This is a genomic window from Roseobacter sp. (assembly GCF_045106495.1).
In the GTDB taxonomy this organism is placed as follows: domain Bacteria; phylum Pseudomonadota; class Alphaproteobacteria; order Rhodobacterales; family Rhodobacteraceae; genus Roseobacter.
Genome location: NZ_JBGCEQ010000057.1, coordinates 1 through 18,880 on the forward strand (window position 1 = coordinate 1; position 18,880 = coordinate 18,880).

The following is an 18,880-nucleotide window of genomic DNA, read 5'->3' on the forward strand; positions in this document are numbered from 1 at the left end:
TCGAGATATGAAGTCGATTTGTGACCGCTTGAATAGCACACCCAGGAAGTGCCTTGGCTGGCGCACACCGACAGAAGCATTCAGGGAAGAACTGATGAAACTGAGATAGCGGAAACTGTCGCAACGACCCTTGAGAAGCCAAATGCATGCACTACTTGCTCCTGCGGTTCATTTTGGAAAACAATATGTTGTCTCGCAGTACACGCTTGAATAGCTGCTGTTCACACGCAATTGTTTCACAATCAGACGCCGAATAGATCGCCAGAGACTTGCAAAGGCCCCTGTCGATGATATCGCATTGCTGCAAGTACCATTTACCGTGGAGCGGAATACGCGAACTGGCGCTACCTGCTGCAAGCCGAGATCGGTGCTCAAAGCCCGTTCCGTGGCTCTTTTTCACACCGGCAAAAGGTCTTCACGAGGACACCAAATATCGTACACGATGTAGTTTGCCGCGAAAACGCGACATCCGCTTGGCGGTGGATTAAAACATCAAGCTGCTTTGCGACAGCCTCTACAATACGCCTTACTACTGCATGGATCGAAGATGCCTTCGATGTAACTGGCGAAGCAGTTTGATCAGTTTTCAGACCTTGTTCCATTCTTTTTTTGAATCTGATGCCTGAGTTGTCACAGCATGCTCTTTCTCAAAGCAGCGACAGGCATGCTCTGAGACGTGGCGACCACCAACTGTCACCAAAGTTCAATTCCTTACGAACTTCCTGGTTCGGAAGACTTGGTTTGCTGGTTTTTGGGGGCGAGGTTGCCTGCTTTCGCCAAACTGCAAACTGCGCAACGCTGGACATATTGCGCATCGTAGGTCTATGGATACAGCACAAATTAAAGTGAGCGATCAATGACTTCAATTCTCATACTGAACGGACCGAACCTAAACTTGTTGGGCACACGTCAGCCAGAGGTTTATGGCGCGACTAGCCTTTCTGACATCGAGCAAAACTGCGCAAATTGGTCGGCGAAATCGGGTTGTCCTGTCACTTTTGCTCAATCAAATCACGAAGGCGCTCTGATCGACCATATCCACGCGGCGCGCAATGTCCGTGACGGTATCATTCTGAACGCCGGGGCCTACACCCATACTTCGATCGCTCTCATGGATGCGATCTCTTCCGTCGGTATTCCTACGATTGAATTGCACCTCAGCAATGTGCATGCACGTGAAGATTATCGGCATGTATCTTACATCGCAAAGGTGGCAATCGGGATCATTTGCGGGTTTGGCCCCCAAGGGTATATCATGGCTCTCGAAGCAATCAAATCTCATGTGGAAGATTAAGCATTGATCGCAATGCGTTGATTAGTTACATTTTTGCCTGCATGTAAGACAGTTCTAGACTGCAAAACTACAACCGGCTTCCAACCAGCATTTATGAAAAAAAAGGGCGCATCGTAGCGCCCTTCCCCAAGTTTATGAAGTCGACGCCTTAACCTTTGGCGGCTTTCGCCACTTCGGCAGCAAAGTCCTCTTTGACAACTTCAATGCCCTCGCCCACTTCAAGGCGCACGAAACTTGTGATCGTTGCACCGGCTTCCTGGGCTGCCGCGCCGACTGACAAGTCGGGGTTCACGACGAAGGACTGGTTCAGCAACGTCACTTCAGACATGTACTTCTTCATCCTGCCAATAATCATCTTTTCGATGACCTGTTCGGGCTTGCCGCTTTCGCGGGCGATCTCCATTTGAACCTGCTTCTCTTTCTCTACAACGGCTGGATCCAAATCAGCCTCTGACAAGGACGCAGGGTTCACCGCAGCAATGTGCATCGCAACTTGTTTACCGAAAGCTTCGTCGCCGCCGGTCATTCCCACCAGAACGCCTATCTTACCCATGCCAGGTGCTGCGGCATTGTGGACATAGGAAACAACCAGATCGCCATCGACAGTTGACATACGGCGCACGGACATGTTTTCGCCGATCACGGCAACTGCGTCAGTGACGGTCTGCTCAACGGTTTTACCGTTCATATCGGCCGCTTTGAGCGCATCAATATCGTCCGCAGAGAGGGCTACATCAGCAATGCCAGCAACCATTTTCTGGAAATCTGCGTTTTTCCCGACGAAGTCGGTTTCCGAATTCACCTCAACTGCAACACCGTGGCCGTCATTGACCTTAACTGCGACCAGACCTTCAGCGGCCGTTCGGCCCGATTTCTTGGCGGCTTTTGCCAGACCTTTGGTCCGCAGCCAATCCACGGCCGCTTCCATGTTGCCTTCGCTTTCGGTGAGCGCTTTCTTGGCGTCCATCATGCCTGCGCCGGTGCTGTCGCGCAGCTCTTTCACCATAGATGCTGTAATTGCCATCCGAGGATCTCCTTTGGGATTTGTCGGACAATACGTCCGCCACAAGTACGGTCGGACCAACGGGCCCGCGATAAATCAGAACTTATCGGGGCAGGTAGTCCCTGCCCCGCATGTCAGCCTGATGGCTGAACTCAGGCTTGCGCCTCTTCAGCTGGTGCTTCAGCCACCGGAGCTTCTGCCACTTCCTCTGCAGCGGGCTCTGAGAGAGCCTCTTCAACAGGGGCTTCTTCCATCGCGCCCAGGTCAACGCCTGCCGCACCAAGTTGCGCCGACATGCCGTCAAGCGCCGCGCGTGCGGCCAGATCGCAGTAAAGCGTAATGGCGCGTGCCGCGTCATCGTTGCCTGGAATGATGTAATCGATACCATCTGGCGGGCAGTTGGTATCGACCACAGCTACGACCGGAATACCCAGTTTGTTGGCTTCCGCCACTGCCAGCGCTTCTTTTTTCACGTCGATTACGAAAATCAGATCTGGGCGACCGCCCATTTCGCGAATACCGCCCAAGGATGCTTGCAACTTGCCTTGATCCCGTTCCATGCCCAGGCGCTCTTTCTTGGTGAGGCCTTCGAAACCGCGCTCGGATTGCTCGTCAATCTGCTTGAGGCGGTTGATCGATTTGGAAACAGTCTGCCAATTGGTCAGAGTCCCGCCGAGCCAGCGGTGGTTCATGTAGTACTGTGCGCATTTTTCTGCAGCGTCGGCGATCGGCTGTTGAGCCTGGCGCTTGGTGCCCACAAACAAAATGCTACCGCCCTTGGCGACGGTTTCTCGGATGACGTTTAGCGCCTGATCCAGCAAAGGAACAGTCTGAGTGAGATCCATGATGTGGATGCCGTTGCGCGCGCCGTAGATAAATGGACCCATACGCGGGTTCCAGCGCTGCGTCTGGTGGCCGAAGTGTACGCCTGCTTCAAGCAATTGGCGCATGGAGAACTCTGGAAGAGCCATGTCTTTATACCTTTCCGGTTTTATCCTCGGCGGGGGCATGACAGTTTTCTGCCAACCGGAGGACCTGACAGGATGTCTCCCTGATCAAGCCCAAACCCCGCCTGCGGGTTTCAGTGCGCGCCGTATAGGCCAGCCGTTGGACTACTGCAAGAGCGTAAATAGCTGATTTACGCAAGATGTGATCGCATTTCCCGCAACAGAGCTTGTCTCAAAATGAAATCGCGCTTTAAAATGGGTGAAAATGTTCCAAAGAGAGCAACATCAATAAGTCTGAACACTGGGAGTGACCATGACAATGAACCTAAAAGCTGCCTTTTTGGCGGGCGCGCTGCTGATACCTGGCCTTGGCATGGCAGAAACGCCGACGCTGAGCCCGGCAGATCCGCAACCCAGCACAAGCAGTCTGACATCGGGGCTTGCTGTGAGCTATGCGTCTCGCAATCATGGCCGTTCGCTTGCGGATGCGCGCGGTGCATTGAAAAAGGCCAAACCCGGTGCGGCACTCGCGGGGCTGTCTTATGACGACACCAAAGAGGGTGAAAATGTCCTGACCTCAGATCATTCCGAAAAGATCGCAGCGGCAATTTCGGGATACATTAAATTCGATGCGGCTGGTACCTATATGCTTGAGTTTCTGGCCAACGATGGGCTCGACATCAGTATCGGAGGACAACAGGTTGGGCTATATGATGGCGTCCATCCTTGTGGGTATGTTGGCGAGCAAGAGGTGGAGATTCCCAAAGCCGGTTATTACGCTCTTGAAGCAACCTATTTCCAACGCAAAGGCACAGCCTGCTTGATGATGGAATGGGGTCCGGACAGCGACGGTTTGGAGCAAGTGCCGGACAGTGCGTTTTTTCACTAGGCATGCTGACAACGGGCGCGGGGTCCCTGCCCCTATCAGCGCTCGTAGCCAGACCTGACTTGCGCTTCACAGAGCGCGGCAAGAGTTTTACGGTTGTTGTGGTCCGCCGCGATGATTGGCGCGGCGTAATTCACTGAAACGCTGCCGTGGCTTGGTGTGGCCAAAATGCGCAGCATGTGCGGGCCGAATTCCATATCGCCCCACCATCCGTAAAATCGGGGATCTGCGCCAGGTGGCGCATGATATCTGACGCTTACCGGCTGCAACTCCAACATGTCGCCTAGCTCAGGCGTCAGAAATGCTGCAAAAAGAGATGACTTAAAGGGCAGCACGCGCTGGCCATCACTGCTTGTGCCTTCAGGGAAAAACAAAAGGCGATGACCCGCCTTCAAACGGGTTTGAAACGCCAGCGACTGCTCGGCTACTTTAGTGCGTCTGCGTTCTACAAAGACAGTTCCTGTGGCACGCGCGAGCCATCCGATTCCGGGCCAACTGGCAACGTCGGATTTGGACACAAAGTAAACGCGGCTGCAGGCGTTCAAAACAATGATGTCGAGCCAGCTGGAATGATTGGCGACAAACGCCCCCTGCCCGCTCATCGGAGCGCCACTGATGTTCACCCGAAGACTCATGATCCGCAAAGCGTTTCGGCAGACAAAGACGGTGATCGACGGCGTGATCGGGCGCACCATTCCGAATGCCGGTCGCTCCACCATTCGCAATATCAGCAAGATAAACAACCCGCCAAAGATCAAGACCGCAAGAGCCAGACCACGCACAAAGGCAAGCATCCAGCCCAAGGGGCCTATGGGCGGATGTTCTGGCGATGGTGCGTTATCGCGCCAGGTGGCACTCATGCTGAAGCGCTCTGGTAAAATTTCACTAGTCTGTCGTTCATTCGGGCAGTGTCCAGAACCAAACAGACATCCACTGTGTTGAAAGCATGGTCGATGTAAGCGCCCTCTCCGACAAAACCACCCAACCGCAAGTAGGCTTTGATCAGCGCTGGAACCGAAACCATTGCCGCGCGCGCATCAAATTGCGACTCGTCCATGATGTTCATGTTTTGAAAGGCATCACCACGCGCGCGGACACGCAAATCCTTTGGTGCAAGGTGCCGGTGATGCAACAAGGACAAAGCATGGGAAAATTTTGTGACGTTTGTGCCGTGAAAACTCGCCACGCCGAAGAGGACTTCAATGTCGTGTTCTGCGACGTATTGCGCCAAACCATTCCAGAGATGAAACATCGCAATGCCGCCGCGGTAATTTGAATCCACACAGGACCGTCCCAATTCAAGAATGGAACGGCCCGAGGTCAGCAAAACCGATAAATCATACTCGTCCTCCGAATAGAATTGTCCAGCGGCTCTTGCCTGATCACGTCGCATCAATCGATAAACGCCAACAACTTCGCTGCGGTTGTTATCAATCAACAACATATGATCAAAATACGGGTCAAAGCGGTCCGTTTCCAATTGCGCTACGTGATCAACCATGACCCCAGCGCCGCCCAGCTCTTCAACGAAAACGCGATACCGTAAATTTTGTGCGGCTTCTCGCTCCGCCTGTGTCTCGGCAAGCCGCACTGAAAATTGAGTCTGGGTCCTTGCATTCATGGTTACTTTGCCTGTGTGTTTCACGCGTAAACACGCGCCGGTCTCATTTTTCTGCGATACCTTTCAGCGGGCAGAAAATTCAGGTTTACAATTATTACGTGTGCGTTAATCTTCTCGTAAGGTTCTTCATCCATCAAATATTGGGACCAATGCAACGCGGGTACTATCAATGACGACCTTTCCTTGGTCACGAAAATTCACGGTAACGCGCGCGTTTACATTGCTTTGCACTTGTCCTCTCCCCCAATCGGGTTGATTTGGGTGCAGCACAAACATACCGGGCGACAGGATTGCGTTCAAATCTTCCATGACATCCATCTTCAACAGGAGACAGTAGTTGGGCCAGAGCAATATTAACCTTGCCGCATTGATTGGCAGCCGCATCTGTCACGACCTCATATCGCCGATCGGAGCGATCAACAATGGGCTAGAACTCTTGGGAATGTCCGGAGACACGCCGGGCCCGGAAATTGATCTGATACAGGAGAGCGTGGGCAATGCCAGCGCGCGCATCCGGTTCTTCCGAATTTCATTTGGTGCCGCGGGCGAGCAAATGATGGGTCGGGCCGAAGTGATCTCCATTCTGGACGATCTTATGGAAGGTAGCCGTTTGAATGTCGCCTGGGGGCCACTCGATCCTCAGCCACGCGTCCAGGTGCGTATGGCCTTTTTAGCGTTGCAGTGCATGGAATCTGCGATGCCCTACGGCGGTAGGATCGAAGTCAGCAACGACGGTGAAAAATGGCAGCTGCAAGGGCGCGCGGACAAACTTAATCTCGATGAATCGCTTTGGTCGACACTGGCCTCAAAGACGGCACCGGACGATCTCAGACCCGCTCATGTTCAGTTCGCACTCTTGCCGATTGTCGCCGCAGATGAAGGTCGCGACGTTACAACGGAAATGGGAGAAACCAACATCATACTCCGGTTTTAGCTACGTACGGTACCGTTCCCTGTCACGAGATACTTGAAACTGGTCAACTGGGTTGCTCCAACTGGACCACGTGCGTGCATTTTGCCGGTTGCAATGCCAATTTCCGCGCCCATGCCAAATTCGCTACCGTCTGCAAACTGCGTCGATGCGTTGTGCATTAAAATCGCTGAGTCCAACTCTGTCATGAAACGCCGCGCCGTTGCTGCGTTTTCGGTCAGAATACAATCGGTATGATTAGAACCATAACCGCGGATGTGATCCATCGCGGCATCCAGATCGGGAACCACACGCGCAGCGATGATCATGTCTAGATACTCGCAGCCCCAATCTTCCTCTGTGGCAGGCAAAACGCCATCGAATGCTGAAAGCGTATCGTCGCCGCGCACTTCGACACCTGCCGCGATCAAGGCTGTGACAATATCGCGCCCGATTGTTTGGGCAATGTCCTTGTGTATCAGCAAACACTCCGCTGATCCGCAAATGCCAGTGCGCCGCGTTTTAGCATTCATGACCACTTTGAGGACCTTTTCCGGATCGGCTTCCGCATCAATGTAGATGTGCACGATGCCTTCAAGATGCGCGAAGACGGGCACGCGTGCCTCTCGCTGGACCAGCCCCACAAGACCTTTGCCCCCCCGCGGTACGATGACGTCGATCGTGTCGGTCATCTTCAGCATTTCGGATACCGCTGCCCTATCGCGCGTCGGTACCAACTGAATGGCGTCTTCTGGTAATTTGGCATCGCGCAAGCCGCGCACTAAACACGCGTGCAGCGCCGAGGAGGAATGGAAACTCTCTGACCCGCCACGCAAGATCACGGCGTTCCCGGCCTTCAGGCACAAGGCGCCGGCATCTGCGGTCACATTGGGGCGGCTTTCGTAAATGACGCCGACGACACCCAAAGGCGTGCGCACCCGTTGAATGTGAAGGCCGGTTGGCTGCGTCCACTCCGCCATAACTGCGCCTACAGGATCCGCTTGCTCGGCGACCGCGCGCAGGCCATCAACCACGCCGCGAAGCCTGTCTTCATCCAAGGCCAGTCGGTCCATCATGGCATCCGACAGCCCTTTTTCGCGGCCATATTCAAGGTCTTTCCGATTGGCCTCAAGAATTGTCTCACGATCCCGCCACACATGTTCCGCTGCAGAGATCAAAGCGGCGTGTTTGCGTTCGGCAGTCGCAAAACCCAATTGCGCTGATGCAGATTTCGCACGCGCGCCAATGTCATCCATGAGACTTGGTATATTTTCGCTATCTTTCATGGCTTTATATCCTGTAGTTCATCTCATGTCTTACGCCCAGAAGAGTGTTTTTGACCGTTAAGACAATGCCATATCATCTCGGTGAATTAAAGCCGCACGTCCGGGATATCCCAGTAGGGCCTCTATCTCTTGCGATTGTCTCCCTTTGATCGTATGCGCTTCATTTGCGGTATAACGGCTTAGCCCATGGCCCATAACATGGCCTGATGCGTCCGCAATTGCGACAGGATCACCCCTCTGAAAACCACCAGTGACCTTTGCTACCCCGGCAGGCAACAGGCTTTTGCCTGACTTCAGCGCTTTAACCGCACCCGCATCAAGCGTGACCACGCCACGCGGCTTCATTGCGGCGATCCAGCGCTTTCGAGCGGCTTGCGGATCTGTGTCGGCCGTGAACCAAGTTGCCGATGCACCTTCTTCTAGTAGTTTCAAAGGACTATGGGGTGATCCTTCTGTAATAGCCATGGCACATCCCGCCGCGGTTGCTGTTTTGGCGGCCATCAATTTCGTTTTCATCCCACCTTTCGAAAGACCCGACCCGGCATCCCCGGCCATTGCCTCAATCTCGGATGTAATCTTATCGATCACGTCATACCGTTTCGCGGAGGAATCCTCTGAGGGATTTGCGGAATAAAACCCGTCGACATCTGAAAGCAATATCAATTGATCCGCGCCCACCGTCACCGCAATCTGTGCTGCGAGCCGGTCATTGTCGCCAAAGCGGATTTCATCCGTGGCGATGGTGTCGTTTTCATTCACAATCGGCACAACACCCAGAGATAGCAACTGTTCAAGCGTCGCGCGGCTGTTGAGGTATCGGCGGCGGTCTGTGCTGTCTTCCAAGGTTACCAGAACCTGAGCGGTCGTGATCTGATGCGGTGCCAAAACCTCTTCATAGGCGCGGGCCAGACGGATTTGCCCAACAGCGGCCGCAGCCTGAGACTGCTCCAGCGGCAATTCGGCCAAGCGTAGGTTCAACACGCCGCGCCCTAAGGCGATAGATCCTGAAGACACCAGCACCACCGAGATGCCTTTTGACGTAAGCCATGCAATGTCCTCGGCCAAAGAGCGCAACCAGTCATGCCTCAGATGACCCGTTTCTCGATCAACAAGCAGGGCCGATCCAATTTTGACGACGATCCGCCGGGCAGCGATCAGGGACGCCAAGGTTCTTCCTCCAGCGCGGGCCGGTGGCGCAGGCGGTCATCGTCGATCTGTCCGCGCAGCTTGCGCAACACCTCGGTCACCCCTTCACGCGCCACGCCCGACATCATCATGACGGCGCCGTTTGCTTCTTTTTCCAATTTTTTTCTAGCGATTACCCGCTCATCTTCATCTAGCGCATCAACTTTGTTCAGCACTGTTATACGCGGCTTTTCAGCAAGTGCGGCGCCGTAGGCATTTATCTCCGTAAGAATGGTGCGGTAGTCCTCGGCGATTGTCTCCGAGGTGCCGTCCACCAGATGCAGCAAGACCGCGCACCGCTCCACATGCCCCAGAAACAAATCTCCCAGACCGCGACCCTCGGAAGCACCTTCAATAAGGCCTGGAATATCGGCGACAACAAATTCGGTATTGTCTACGCCGACCACGCCAAGATTGGGATGAAGGGTTGTAAACGGGTAGTCTGCGATCTTGGGGCGCGCGTTTGACGTTGCCGCCAGAAAGGTGGATTTGCCAGCATTCGGCAACCCCAGCAGACCCACATCTGCAATCAGCTTGAGCCGCAGCCACAAGGTGCGTTCAACCCCCTCTTGGCCCGGATTGGCGCGGCGTGGTGCCTGATTGGTTGCTGATTTGAAATGCAGGTTGCCAAAACCGCCATTGCCGCCGCGGGCCAATTGCACCCGTTGGCCCACTTCGGTCAGATCGGCGACAACTGTTTCCTGATCCTCATCGAGAATTTCTGTGCCCACCGGCACGCGTAACACGATGTCATCGCCATCTGCACCAGTGCGCTGTCGGCCCATACCTGGAACGCCGTTCTTGGCAAAGAAGTGTTGCTGATATCGAAAGTCGATCAGCGTATTGAGGCCATCAACAACTTCTGCCCAGACAGACCCGCCCGTGCCGCCATCGCCACCATCGGGACCACCATATTCGATGTATTTTTCCCGTCGGAAGCTGACACAGCCGCCGCCGCCCGCACCGGATCGGATATACACTTTGCACAGATCAAGAAACTTCATGCAGGCTTCCTAGCCTGAGGACGGGCTGCCCTCAATCACAGTTTTCGCAAATAGGTCCAGGTGGGTACAGTTGTATCACGGGCGACGCAGAAACTTTCTGCATCCCCCAGATACTGAAATCCACAATGCGTCAGAACACGCGCTGAGGCCGGATTGTCCTGAAAGACACTGGCGAACATGGTTTTGTTGTTCAGCGGGTTCGCGTCGACAAGCGCTTGTACCGCTTCTGAGGCGAGCCCGGTGTTCCAATAGGCAGGTGCCACCCAATAGCCGACTTCTGTCTGCTCTCGGTCCATGCGTTCCAAGGAGATCAATCCCATCACTTCGGATGCGCCGGACTTTGTACCATCCATGGCCCAAATGTCTTCGTAGCGTTCATCTGCCACGGCGCGGTTTACCAACGCTTCGGTCGTTCCCGGCGGCAAGGGATGCGGAATGGATGTGGTCATGCGCGCCACACGTTCATCACTGGCGTAAAGCTCGATCAAGCCCATGTCCGACTTGTGTAGGGGACGCAGGTCGAACCGTTCTGTTTCTACAACCGGTTGCACAATAATCTTTCCCATTTCCATCGTTATGCTCCTCCTCCGAACAACACGAAAAGGACCGAGGCAATAGTCAGCGTCGCCAAGCTCCACATTAAATAAGGTTCCATTGCCGTTCCCGCTACTGTCCTCGCGATGGTATCACCTGCAAGTGTCCAGAGCGGATGCAGCAGAATCTGGCAACCAAGCAATACAGCAGCAATAGTTGCTGTTGCGGTAACAACCGAAGTTTCTGGTCCCACAAAGGCAGTAAATCCGCCGATGATCATTGCCCAGGCCTTTGGGTTCAGCGGGTGCACAATCAGACCGGCCAGAAACCCGGGGGCTGCACCCGCGCCTTGCGATTTGCTTAATCGCATATTGGCAACCTTCCAGGCCAACCAAATGATGTAAGCTGCGCTGGCATATTTCAGGAGTTCAAAAATCCACGGGGCCTTATCCGCCAGTTCCATCAAGCCAAAGCCAACTGGCCAAATGATTAATTGTTTGCCTAACGCCACGCCTGCCACAAAAGGCAGTGCGGCCTTGAACCCGAAGCGCGCACCGGTGGACATCAGCGCCATATTGGCCGGTCCCGGCGTGCCGATCTGTGACGCCGCGAAGATCGCGAAACTGGTGACGGCAACGCTCATGCTGTGCCCTGCCATGTCTCAGACGACAGGGTCACTTTTTGTACAGTGACCGGTGTGCCGGTCGCCAGGCACTGGGCCACCTCGATCCGGGTCGGTCGGAAGCCCAGTTTTGACAAGACCCGCGCGGACGCAGCATTGCCCAGCATATAGCCTGACCGCAAATTGGTCCTGCCTCTGCGAAAGGCCCGATCCACCAGCGCACTTGCGGCCTCAAAGGCATAGCCGCGTCCCCAGAAGGGCTGCCCAAGCCAATAGCCAAGATCATCCTCGATCGTGCAGCCCCCGATGACATCATCCGCTTGGGTCACCGCAAGAACCAGATCGTCACCCGCGTGGCGGGCAAAAAAGCGGCGCGCGTCTTCTGGCCCATAGGGATGTGGCACGCGCGTCAGCCAGCGCGACACCGCCAAATTGCCGATAAACTCGGCCACACGCGTTGCATCAGCGTCCCGGAAGGGGCGCAGGGCGAGGCGTTCTGTGTGGATGCATTCTGACATCGGTTTGGCCAATACGTCGGTAAGACAAAAAATGAGAAAGGGGACCGGCGGTTTCGCCGATCCCCCTGAGTGTGTCATGTCCTTGAGGAAGGGCTTATTCAGCGGCCTCCGCCACCGGCAGAACCGAAATGAACGTGCGGTTTTTAAGGCCCTTGTGGAAGGTCACAGATCCATCCACCGTCGCAAAGATCGTGTGATCCTTACCCATGCCCACGCCTTCGGCTGGCCAGAATTTGGTGCCGCGTTGACGTACAATGATGTTGCCAGGGATGACCGCTTCGCCACCGTATTTTTTCACGCCGAGACGGCGGCCCGCTGAATCGCGGCCGTTACGGGATGAACCACCTGCTTTTTTATGTGCCATTCGGTCTCTCCTTAGCCTTTCGCCAGTTCTTTGGCCTGTTCGATCCAGCCTTCACGCTCGATCCGGCCTTTGAACGACAGTTTCTCGTCCATATCAGCAACGTCCGCGTCGGTCCATGCTGCGATTTGTGCAAAGGTGGTTACACCGCCTTCGATCAGTTTCTTTTCAAGCGCCGGGCCGACACCTGACAGCTTTTTGAGATCATCCGCAGCGGTTTCCGCTTTTGGTTCGGCTTTCGCTTTCGGGGCCTCGGCCTTCGCTTCAGCTTTTTTCGGGGCGGCCTTCTTTGGCGTTGCAGCTTCTACTGCTTTTACAGAGACGGAACCTGCACCCATAGCCGCTTTGACGCCAGATTTTTCCGCTCCAGATGCCAGAATATCGGTTACCTTGATCAAGGTCAGCTTTTGGCGGTGACCCTTGGTGCGCTTGGACGAGTGTTTCCGGCGCCGTTTAACGAAATTGATAACCTTTTCGCCTTTGACCTGGTCCACGACCTCGGCCTGCACGCCTGCGTCCTTGACGAAGGGTGCGCCGACAACTGTCTTGTCGCCACCAAGCATCAAAATATCATTGAATTGGATTGTTTCACCTGCGTCAGCAGCCAGTTTTTCAACGCGGAGCGTATCGCCCGATTGAACCTTGTACTGCTTGCCACCGGTCTTGAGGACCGCAAACATAGCATTTCCTTTGCTTACCCGCGTCCTGTGGCCCCCAAAAATGGGTGTTTTGGCCAATTGGCCGCCTCGAACTGCGCACTCTGGTCTGAGTGATTTACTTGAATACAAAGGAACCGCGAAATAGGGCACCTTTGACGAAGCCGCCTGATGCACCAGACGCGTGACTATGTCAAGCACCATTGGAGCTAGATGTCGTCGCCCACCGCGTTCAGCGCCACTGCCCGTCCGAGGCCATAGGCGATGTCTGTGAACATCTGCTCTGATCCTGCAAAAAATGCCGCATTCAGTGCCTTGCCTGCCGGTCTTTGGAAAAATGCCAACAGGGCTTCCAGATCGGAAATTTCGAGGGGCTGATAAGCGAGCAAGAAGTATCCGAAAAGCCAGTCCTGCGCCGCCGCGCGCACTTCAGCCTCAGATGCCCATACGTCTGCCAGAATGTTATTGTCCGATCGCTTGACCAGGCCGCCATCTGATAAACCGCGTTGAAACTGATAACTGGTGCTCAAAGTCACGGCGACGTTCAATTCCAACAAATCATTCGCTTCAATGAATTGCGCCACAAGGACGGCATGCGGATCGTCATGTGCTGCAAGCTTGTTGTAGGCCTCAGAGGCGATGTCTTGCACGGAGGCATCGATCATGGCTTTGCGCGCCGCAACTTCAAGTTCCACGATGCGCTGCCCCTGATGGCTGTCGAAAAAGAGCAAGGCTTCGTCCAGGTCGGTCGCCTCCAAACCGTTCAGGAGTGCGACATATAGCACGTCCTGCATGGCGCTTGTGTTGTAAAGCCCGTCGACTTGCCCCTGCCAAAAAGCACCGCCCTGCCCTGACAGTATATCTTCATTCAAGTGCCGCGCATCCGCCAGCCCTTCTTGACGGATCGAGGCGACCAGGTCCGGCACACGCAATGCATCCATCAGTACGGTCACACGGGCGTCGGCCCAGGCCGGTGACGCACTCAGAAAAACCGCGCAAGCCAGAATATACGCCCGCATTCAGAGGTCCTGGCTAGGGCGCAGGGACTGCATACGTTGCGCGACGGCCTCGTAGCGGTTGGCCATGATCTCGAATTGTACCGCGTTCATCAGCTCGTAGACCTGTTGCATTTTGGGATCTTCAAGCGCATCGGCGTAGGCTGAAATATCCGCATCCGAAAAGGCTTGATATGTATAGGCCGACCCCGACAAGGCAGAGCGTTGCAAGTTCAGGCGCATCTCGCCTTCCTGTGACTTGAGGTTCTCGCGCAGATCGGCTTCATCCATCTGCAAATCGATGACACCGGCTGAGGCCGCCGCCATCAAAAACCGCACTTGCACTTCGTGAATGGCACGGATCGATGCATCTTCGGATCCAATGGCATTGTTCATCCGTTTGAGCTCTTCCAAGCGCGGCGAGCCGATTTCCAGCAACCCGGCAACAATGGCCTCGCCGCTTTCCGTCTTGAGTTGTTCGTCGTCGGTCATGTGTGACGCGTTTTCGGCCACCACAAGCCTTTGCCCAAGGTCAGACGCATAGAAATCGACGGCGTGATTGAGAATGTCATCTTCGAGCGTCTGCGACAAAATCTCGATCGCCATTGAATGCATCTGTTCGGAGTCAAATACATCCTCGACAAGTCGCGTCCATTCGGAGCCAAAATCGTCGGATTCAAGGCCGATCATGCTGGGCGCCGCTTCCGCTGACAGACGGATACTGTCCAGGGCTACGTCAAACCCGGTAACTTCCATAAAGGCTTCCAGACGATCCAGATCAGAAGCACGTGCGGCATGTGAAAGCCCGGCTCCCATCAACGCTGTTACGAGAAATACGGCACAATATCGGATCATGGCGGGCATGTCGGTCTCCTGCGGTGTTGCTGTCTGCTACGATTGTGGGGAAGTTTAGGGTAATTCTGCCAAGGGGCAATGAAATTTCCCGTGTATGGCGACCTGCGGCCATTCGCACTTGTCACAGAAGCAAAAGACGAATAGAGGCCTGTGCACTAGACCCCCGCGGAGAGGTGCCGGAGTGGTCGAACGGGGCGGTCTCGAAAACCGTTGAGCCTTCACGGGTTCCCAGGGTTCGAATCCCTGTCTCTCCGCCATTTACTTCTAAATCAATGACTTAAGACTTCGGGCAACAAGTGCGACACAGAGTGGAACACACGCCCATGAAGCTGTCAGCCTATCTTTCCCCGTCACGACACGGCGTCTACTATTTTCGGTTCCCTCTTCCTCACGTTGAGAACACAAGACGTAGCACTGTCAGAATATCTCTCAGAACAAAATGCCTTGACCGGGCTGGCGATTTGGCCCGGTATCTTGCATCTTGTGGGCGATTGGTTCGGGATAACAAGACGTTGGCAAGGCTGAGACAAGATCAAATGCGGGACATGGTTCGCAACTACTTTGCTAAAGCACTGGACGGATATGTTTCGCGATTGAATGACACCGGCTGGCCAGACCAGCAACTTGACCTTCTCAAACAGGAACTGGACGAGCATAAGGACGCCATAGGCGGCTTTGATGATCTGTCTGACTTTTACCTTGATGCAGGGACCATCGAGGGGTTCCGCGCCTCTGCGGGTTTCTCCGACGATGACTGGGCTGAAAATGAGCCTGACCTGCGCCGGGAACTGCGCAAGGCCCGCCGGGATCAGATCAAGGCTTTTCTAAGCCGCGCTGAGAGCCTTGAGGGCTATTCCTTCACAGAGCTGGCCCAGACAGCGCCTGCGCCACCAGAGGGCCGCTCCGTGACTCTGAACGCCGCTCTTGAGGATTTCATGCAAGAGCACAGCCCGCGATGGTCTGAAGAAATGCTGAAAAAAGCTAGATCATACCTTGCGCTGCTCTTGGAATATTTCGGACCAGATCGCCTCATGGCCGAGATCACCCGCCAAGATGCGGCTGAACTAAAGAAGGTCTTGCTAGCCCTTCCCGCCAATCGCAGCACGAGACCTGAAACCCGCGACCTGTCGCTCACAGAAGCCATTGCAGTTACGGGTGTTCGCGGCTGATTTGGCCGTAGCTGCGCAATGTCGTGAGAACGTCTTTGTGGCCAAGATTTTGGGACGTAGCCACCAATTCTGCGACTGACGTACAGGTTTTGGCGGCATGGCGAGCCAACATGTGACGGAAAGCGTGCGGGCCAAAGGCTTGCAAGTTCGCAACTGCCACGGATCCCACATCTCCGACGTTTGCTTCTCAGAGTAAAACGTCCTTGTCCGATACTTCATGTCTCAACACTCCATCTTTAGAAAACAAAAGTGTTGCGACTAGCCTTCGAAGCCAAAGCTGCAAACCGGTTAAAAGTCTCGTGTGTGCGTCGCCTCATTTCGAGCCGCCAAGTGTCATTTTCTATTCCGGACAGCAGCCTCTAAGTCGGAATACCCGCCTCCATAAGACTGCGGGCCACCTTTGCGCGATGTTCTGGATTTCGAAGCGGCAATGCTTGTTCATAGACCGACGCGCGCGCGCCCGGGTTGGCTTCTAGCAATGTCGCAGCCACTGAGCGCGCTTTTTCTATTCGATTGGTTTCGACATAGGCTGTAATCAAAACCCACCGCGGCGAATCCCAGTTTGGATTAACTGTAAGCGATTCGTTGGCAAAGACGATCGCGGCTTCCATATTTCCAGTGAAGAGGTTTGCGACAGCGACCACTGACAGCGCGGCAAAAACGGTAGGATCGTTGCGACTTAGCGCGATGCTCTTTTCCAAAATAATCCGTCCCTCGTCGAACGCACCGCCAAACGTAAGGGCGGACCCCGCTAAAGCCATTACGTGACTTGATCCAGGATTGATTGCAAGGGAACGCCGGACGGCACTCAAGCCAGCTTCATAGTCCTCGCGCAGCATGGTCAAGACGAACCCGCCCAAAACCTGAGCTCTGGATTCGTCAGGACCCGCAGCTAATGCACGATACGCCCACGACACGGCGCGCGCGCGATCATCATTACAGTAGGCAGGCCAACCGCGCGTCAGTCTTTGCACCAAGGCCCACCCGGCATGTCCAAGAGCCGCGCCATAGTCGGGGTCGAGCTCCAGCGCTTGTTCCAACATTTCTAGCGCTTTTCGGTTTTCCTCGGGACGTACCGCGTAGAGCTTGGGCAGCGCCCGAAGCAAGAGGTCATAGGCTCCCAAGTTTGCAGCAGGTGTACGTCGTACCCTTGCGATTTCAGACTTGCGGATGTTGGGTTCCAATTCGCCCACAACGTTTGTCGTAATCTGGTCTTGCAGGTCAAACACATCTTCGAGTTGGCCATCGAATTTTTCCGCCCAAAGATGTGCCCCGGTTGCAGCATCAATAAGCTGCCCTGTGATCCGTAGTCTTTGTCCTGCCTTGCGCACACTCCCTTCGAGCACGTAGCGCACGCCCAAGTCTCGCCCAACCTGTCGGATCTCAACAGCTTTACCCTTGTAAACAAAGGTTGAGTTCCGCGCGATAACCGCCAATTCGTCGAACCGGGACAGCGCTGTAATGATATCCTCGACCATGCCGTCCACAAAATATTCTTGGTCTGGATCCCCGGACATGTTTGTGAAAGGGAGAACCGCAATCGATGGTTTGGTAAAGGCCTGCTCCAGCCCATGTAAAGAAGAAGACGCGGACGTCACATCCCCACCGATACAAAAAACGCGCATCGGTTCGGCGATGTTCTTGAGCTCCTGCTCACCCATATCGATGGCATCGAGGTCCAATCGCCCACGCACCTGCCGAAAAGCATCTTCAGACAGGCAAATTCCGCCTGTGGGCGCAAGGCCTTCCAATCGGGCAGCGATGTTCACACCATCGCCCATCAAATCACCGTCCGCCTCTTCGACCACATCGCCAAGATGCAATCCGACGCGCAGGCCAATCTGCTTGTCTTTGGAAACGTCAATATTGTCAGTAGTTATCTTGTCCTGAAGTGCCAACGCGCAACGGGCTGCCTCAACCACGCTGCGGAACTCGGCCAGGACTCCATCGCCGGTTTTCTTTACGACGCGCCCTTGATTGGCAGTGATCGTCGGGGCGAACACATCGTTTTGTAGCGCCCGTACCCGAGAAAGAGTGTCTGTCTCATCCGCGCTTATCAAGCGGCTGAAGCCAACAATGTCTGCGATCAGGATCGCAGCAAGCTTGCGCGTTTCAAAAGGCTGCGGTGTCTCCATAGATATTCACATGCCGCAAACATGGGCACGTTGCAACTACACCACTTATTTTACATTTTCTATCAAATCCCAGAACTCGGATCGATTGTTTGTGCGCGGAAAGTCCATCTCCGGTACTGGCACGCCCAAAAATGCACACAGCGGTTCCCAACCCTCTTTTGCCTGAAACACAAGCAGACGTTCAGCTGGGATCGCCTCCTGAACCAACGAGACATGGGCAGAGAACGCCTTGGCCAGACCGTCACGGTCTGCCCCCGTAGGAATACCAGTTTGAGTAATGATATCGGTCGCCATATCAAGCCAGTCGTGAAATTGTGGCGGGGCATTTTCTTTGTCCGAGATCATTTTGTAGATCGTTTCACCAAAACTATCTGCCCAGGTGTTCGGGTCGCGGATGCTTAGAACGAATTTTGCCTCCGGATAAACGGCGCTCAATTCGCGAAAGAAACGCGCTGTGGGCCAATCTACCGCGCTGTTAAACCCGTCATAGATGGCGTCCCAATCAGCTTGCCCCGCCGCCGCCGCCCGCCAAAGTGGCAGTTGAACCGGCATGTTCGTGGCCACGTCTTCCATATGAAAGCACGGGCCTAAGCCTAGCTCGTTAATCGCGAGCCGCAGCGAATAGGTTCCCGTCCGTCCCAAACCCGCTCCAATTACTTTAAGTGTCATAATATCCTCAACAAATTTTCGGTTAAACCCGTAGCCTTTGGTCGACGATGCTGCATCTCCAGCTATCTGGCAAGTAAGGTTGCACCGCAAATTGAGATAGACGGAGAGGCCAAGCTCTCGCGGCGCTTAGTCGATGCACTTGCGGCGAAACGATAGCGTATGGCACACATTCGAGGCAGCGCAACTAGGTCTCACAGAAAATAGAGCAGACGGGGAACGTGCGGGTTGCA

General features: G+C 54.7%; 21 protein-coding genes, 1 tRNA gene and 1 pseudogene. 6 read left to right on the forward strand and 17 right to left on the reverse strand.

Going from position 1 to position 18,880, the window contains the following annotated elements:
- Together AB8B75_RS21195 and aroQ are read left to right on the forward strand one after the other, a co-directional pair.
- A pseudogene (locus AB8B75_RS21195) lies at window positions 1–109 on the forward strand (IS30 family transposase); the annotation flags it as partial.
- 747 nt (window positions 110–856) lie between these two features.
- Window positions 857–1,294, forward strand: a complete 438-nt coding sequence (aroQ, locus tag AB8B75_RS21200; protein WP_405365072.1) for a type II 3-dehydroquinate dehydratase — start codon at window positions 857–859, stop codon at window positions 1,292–1,294.
- A 148-nt stretch (window positions 1,295–1,442) separates the two neighbouring features.
- Here the strand turns inward: aroQ and tsf are convergent, their stop codons facing one another.
- Together tsf and rpsB are read right to left on the reverse strand one after the other, a co-directional pair.
- Window positions 1,443–2,318, reverse strand: coding sequence for a translation elongation factor Ts (tsf, locus tag AB8B75_RS21205; RefSeq protein WP_405365074.1), 876 nt, complete (start codon window positions 2,316–2,318; stop codon window positions 1,443–1,445).
- Window positions 2,319–2,449: 131 nt separating this feature from the next.
- On the reverse strand, window positions 2,450–3,268 hold the full coding sequence (rpsB, locus tag AB8B75_RS21210; protein WP_405365076.1) for a 30S ribosomal protein S2: 819 nt from the start codon (window positions 3,266–3,268) through the stop codon (window positions 2,450–2,452).
- A 289-nt stretch (window positions 3,269–3,557) separates the two neighbouring features.
- Here rpsB and AB8B75_RS21215 point away from each other — a divergent pair, with 289 nt between their 5' ends.
- On the forward strand, window positions 3,558–4,133 hold the full coding sequence (locus AB8B75_RS21215) for a PA14 domain-containing protein (protein WP_405365078.1): 576 nt from the start codon (window positions 3,558–3,560) through the stop codon (window positions 4,131–4,133).
- Between the two features lie 35 nt (window positions 4,134–4,168).
- On the opposite strand, the gene AB8B75_RS21220 is transcribed toward AB8B75_RS21215, so the two are convergent.
- The 3 genes from AB8B75_RS21220 to AB8B75_RS21230 all read right to left on the reverse strand — a co-directional run bounded on the left by AB8B75_RS21220 (window position 4,169) and on the right by AB8B75_RS21230 (window position 6,060).
- On the reverse strand, window positions 4,169–4,990 hold the full coding sequence (locus AB8B75_RS21220; protein WP_405365080.1) for a lysophospholipid acyltransferase family protein: 822 nt from the start codon (window positions 4,988–4,990) through the stop codon (window positions 4,169–4,171).
- Window positions 4,987–5,751 carry a GNAT family N-acetyltransferase gene (locus tag AB8B75_RS21225; RefSeq protein WP_405365082.1) on the reverse strand — a complete coding sequence of 255 codons (765 nt, stop codon included), beginning with the start codon at window positions 5,749–5,751 and terminating at the stop codon, window positions 4,987–4,989. The genes AB8B75_RS21220 and AB8B75_RS21225 overlap by 4 nt, the downstream gene beginning before the upstream one ends.
- Window positions 5,752–5,877: 126 nt before the next feature.
- On the reverse strand, window positions 5,878–6,060 hold the full coding sequence (locus AB8B75_RS21230; protein ID WP_405365084.1) for a DUF3553 domain-containing protein: 183 nt from the start codon (window positions 6,058–6,060) through the stop codon (window positions 5,878–5,880).
- A 28-nt stretch (window positions 6,061–6,088) separates the two neighbouring features.
- On the opposite strand from AB8B75_RS21230, the gene AB8B75_RS21235 reads away from it, so the two are divergent.
- Window positions 6,089–6,685 carry a histidine phosphotransferase family protein gene (locus tag AB8B75_RS21235; protein ID WP_405365086.1) on the forward strand — a complete coding sequence of 199 codons (597 nt, stop codon included), beginning with the start codon at window positions 6,089–6,091 and terminating at the stop codon, window positions 6,683–6,685.
- Here the strand turns inward: AB8B75_RS21235 and AB8B75_RS21240 are convergent.
- The 10 genes from AB8B75_RS21240 to AB8B75_RS21285 form a co-directional block, all read right to left on the reverse strand.
- Complete coding sequence (locus tag AB8B75_RS21240) at window positions 6,682–7,947, reverse strand: glutamate-5-semialdehyde dehydrogenase (RefSeq protein ID WP_405365088.1); 1,266 nt, start codon at window positions 7,945–7,947, stop codon at window positions 6,682–6,684. The genes AB8B75_RS21235 and AB8B75_RS21240 overlap by 4 nt on opposite strands.
- Before the next feature lie 57 nt (window positions 7,948–8,004).
- Window positions 8,005–9,114, reverse strand: a complete 1,110-nt coding sequence (proB, locus tag AB8B75_RS21245; protein WP_405365090.1) for a glutamate 5-kinase — start codon at window positions 9,112–9,114, stop codon at window positions 8,005–8,007.
- Window positions 9,102–10,136, reverse strand: a complete 1,035-nt coding sequence (gene obgE / locus AB8B75_RS21250; RefSeq protein WP_405365092.1) for a GTPase ObgE — start codon at window positions 10,134–10,136, stop codon at window positions 9,102–9,104. The genes proB and obgE overlap by 13 nt, the downstream gene beginning before the upstream one ends.
- Window positions 10,137–10,171: 35 nt before the next feature.
- A complete protein-coding gene (locus AB8B75_RS21255; protein WP_405365094.1) occupies window positions 10,172–10,708 on the reverse strand; it encodes a GNAT family N-acetyltransferase in 537 nt (178 codons plus the stop codon).
- A gap of 2 nt (window positions 10,709–10,710) precedes the next feature.
- Window positions 10,711–11,313, reverse strand: coding sequence for a LysE family translocator (locus AB8B75_RS21260; RefSeq protein WP_405365096.1), 603 nt, complete (start codon window positions 11,311–11,313; stop codon window positions 10,711–10,713).
- Window positions 11,310–11,810, reverse strand: a complete 501-nt coding sequence (locus tag AB8B75_RS21265) for a GNAT family N-acetyltransferase (RefSeq protein ID WP_405365098.1) — start codon at window positions 11,808–11,810, stop codon at window positions 11,310–11,312. The genes AB8B75_RS21260 and AB8B75_RS21265 overlap by 4 nt, the downstream gene beginning before the upstream one ends.
- Window positions 11,811–11,904: 94 nt before the next feature.
- Entirely contained in the window at window positions 11,905–12,174 is a 270-nt protein-coding gene (gene rpmA / locus AB8B75_RS21270) for a 50S ribosomal protein L27 (protein ID WP_025046312.1), read from the reverse strand.
- 11 nt (window positions 12,175–12,185) lie between these two features.
- Window positions 12,186–12,851 (reverse strand): 50S ribosomal protein L21, encoded by a 666-nt coding sequence (locus AB8B75_RS21275; protein WP_405365100.1) that lies wholly within the window; start codon window positions 12,849–12,851, stop codon window positions 12,186–12,188.
- 185 nt (window positions 12,852–13,036) lie between these two features.
- On the reverse strand, window positions 13,037–13,846 hold the full coding sequence (locus AB8B75_RS21280; protein WP_405365102.1) for a hypothetical protein: 810 nt from the start codon (window positions 13,844–13,846) through the stop codon (window positions 13,037–13,039).
- Window positions 13,847–14,686, reverse strand: coding sequence for a DUF2059 domain-containing protein (locus AB8B75_RS21285; protein WP_405365104.1), 840 nt, complete (start codon window positions 14,684–14,686; stop codon window positions 13,847–13,849).
- A 158-nt stretch (window positions 14,687–14,844) separates the two neighbouring features.
- On the opposite strand from AB8B75_RS21285, the gene AB8B75_RS21290 reads away from it, so the two are divergent.
- Together AB8B75_RS21290 and AB8B75_RS21295 are read left to right on the forward strand one after the other, a co-directional pair.
- Window positions 14,845–14,934, forward strand: a tRNA-Ser gene (locus AB8B75_RS21290).
- Between the two features lie 279 nt (window positions 14,935–15,213).
- Window positions 15,214–15,846, forward strand: a complete 633-nt coding sequence (locus tag AB8B75_RS21295) for a hypothetical protein (protein ID WP_405365106.1) — start codon at window positions 15,214–15,216, stop codon at window positions 15,844–15,846.
- 359 nt (window positions 15,847–16,205) lie between these two features.
- On the opposite strand, the gene AB8B75_RS21300 is transcribed toward AB8B75_RS21295, so the two are convergent.
- Both AB8B75_RS21300 and AB8B75_RS21305 read right to left on the reverse strand, forming a co-directional pair.
- Window positions 16,206–17,981, reverse strand: coding sequence for an adenylate/guanylate cyclase domain-containing protein (locus AB8B75_RS21300; protein WP_405365107.1), 1,776 nt, complete (start codon window positions 17,979–17,981; stop codon window positions 16,206–16,208).
- A 45-nt stretch (window positions 17,982–18,026) separates the two neighbouring features.
- Entirely contained in the window at window positions 18,027–18,650 is a 624-nt protein-coding gene (locus AB8B75_RS21305; protein WP_405365109.1) for a sulfotransferase family protein, read from the reverse strand.
- Window positions 18,651–18,880: the final 230 nt, after the last annotated feature.

Excerpts from the sequence above, each read along its gene's own strand:
- aroQ (WP_405365072.1), top strand. The coding sequence starts at position 857 with ATGACTTCAATTCTCATACTGAACGGACCGAACCTAAACTTGTTGGGC.
- tsf (WP_405365074.1), bottom strand. The coding sequence starts at position 2,318 with ATGGCAATTACAGCATCTATGGTGAAAGAGCTGCGCGACAGCACCGGC.
- rpsB (WP_405365076.1), bottom strand. The coding sequence starts at position 3,268 with ATGGCTCTTCCAGAGTTCTCCATGCGCCAATTGCTTGAAGCAGGCGTA.
- AB8B75_RS21215 (WP_405365078.1), top strand. The coding sequence starts at position 3,558 with ATGACAATGAACCTAAAAGCTGCCTTTTTGGCGGGCGCGCTGCTGATA.
- AB8B75_RS21220 (WP_405365080.1), bottom strand. The coding sequence starts at position 4,990 with ATGAGTGCCACCTGGCGCGATAACGCACCATCGCCAGAACATCCGCCC.
- AB8B75_RS21225 (WP_405365082.1), bottom strand. The coding sequence starts at position 5,751 with ATGAATGCAAGGACCCAGACTCAATTTTCAGTGCGGCTTGCCGAGACA.
- AB8B75_RS21230 (WP_405365084.1), bottom strand. The coding sequence starts at position 6,060 with ATGGAAGATTTGAACGCAATCCTGTCGCCCGGTATGTTTGTGCTGCAC.
- AB8B75_RS21240 (WP_405365088.1), bottom strand. The coding sequence starts at position 7,947 with ATGAAAGATAGCGAAAATATACCAAGTCTCATGGATGACATTGGCGCG.
- obgE (WP_405365092.1), bottom strand. The coding sequence starts at position 10,136 with ATGAAGTTTCTTGATCTGTGCAAAGTGTATATCCGATCCGGTGCGGGC.
- AB8B75_RS21255 (WP_405365094.1), bottom strand. The coding sequence starts at position 10,708 with ATGGAAATGGGAAAGATTATTGTGCAACCGGTTGTAGAAACAGAACGG.
- AB8B75_RS21260 (WP_405365096.1), bottom strand. The coding sequence starts at position 11,313 with ATGAGCGTTGCCGTCACCAGTTTCGCGATCTTCGCGGCGTCACAGATC.
- AB8B75_RS21265 (WP_405365098.1), bottom strand. The coding sequence starts at position 11,810 with ATGTCAGAATGCATCCACACAGAACGCCTCGCCCTGCGCCCCTTCCGG.
- rpmA (WP_025046312.1), bottom strand. The coding sequence starts at position 12,174 with ATGGCACATAAAAAAGCAGGTGGTTCATCCCGTAACGGCCGCGATTCA.
- AB8B75_RS21275 (WP_405365100.1), bottom strand. The coding sequence starts at position 12,851 with ATGTTTGCGGTCCTCAAGACCGGTGGCAAGCAGTACAAGGTTCAATCG.
- AB8B75_RS21280 (WP_405365102.1), bottom strand. The coding sequence starts at position 13,846 with ATGCGGGCGTATATTCTGGCTTGCGCGGTTTTTCTGAGTGCGTCACCG.
- AB8B75_RS21285 (WP_405365104.1), bottom strand. The coding sequence starts at position 14,686 with ATGCCCGCCATGATCCGATATTGTGCCGTATTTCTCGTAACAGCGTTG.
- AB8B75_RS21295 (WP_405365106.1), top strand. The coding sequence starts at position 15,214 with ATGCGGGACATGGTTCGCAACTACTTTGCTAAAGCACTGGACGGATAT.
- AB8B75_RS21300 (WP_405365107.1), bottom strand. The coding sequence starts at position 17,981 with ATGGAGACACCGCAGCCTTTTGAAACGCGCAAGCTTGCTGCGATCCTG.
- AB8B75_RS21305 (WP_405365109.1), bottom strand. The coding sequence starts at position 18,650 with ATGACACTTAAAGTAATTGGAGCGGGTTTGGGACGGACGGGAACCTAT.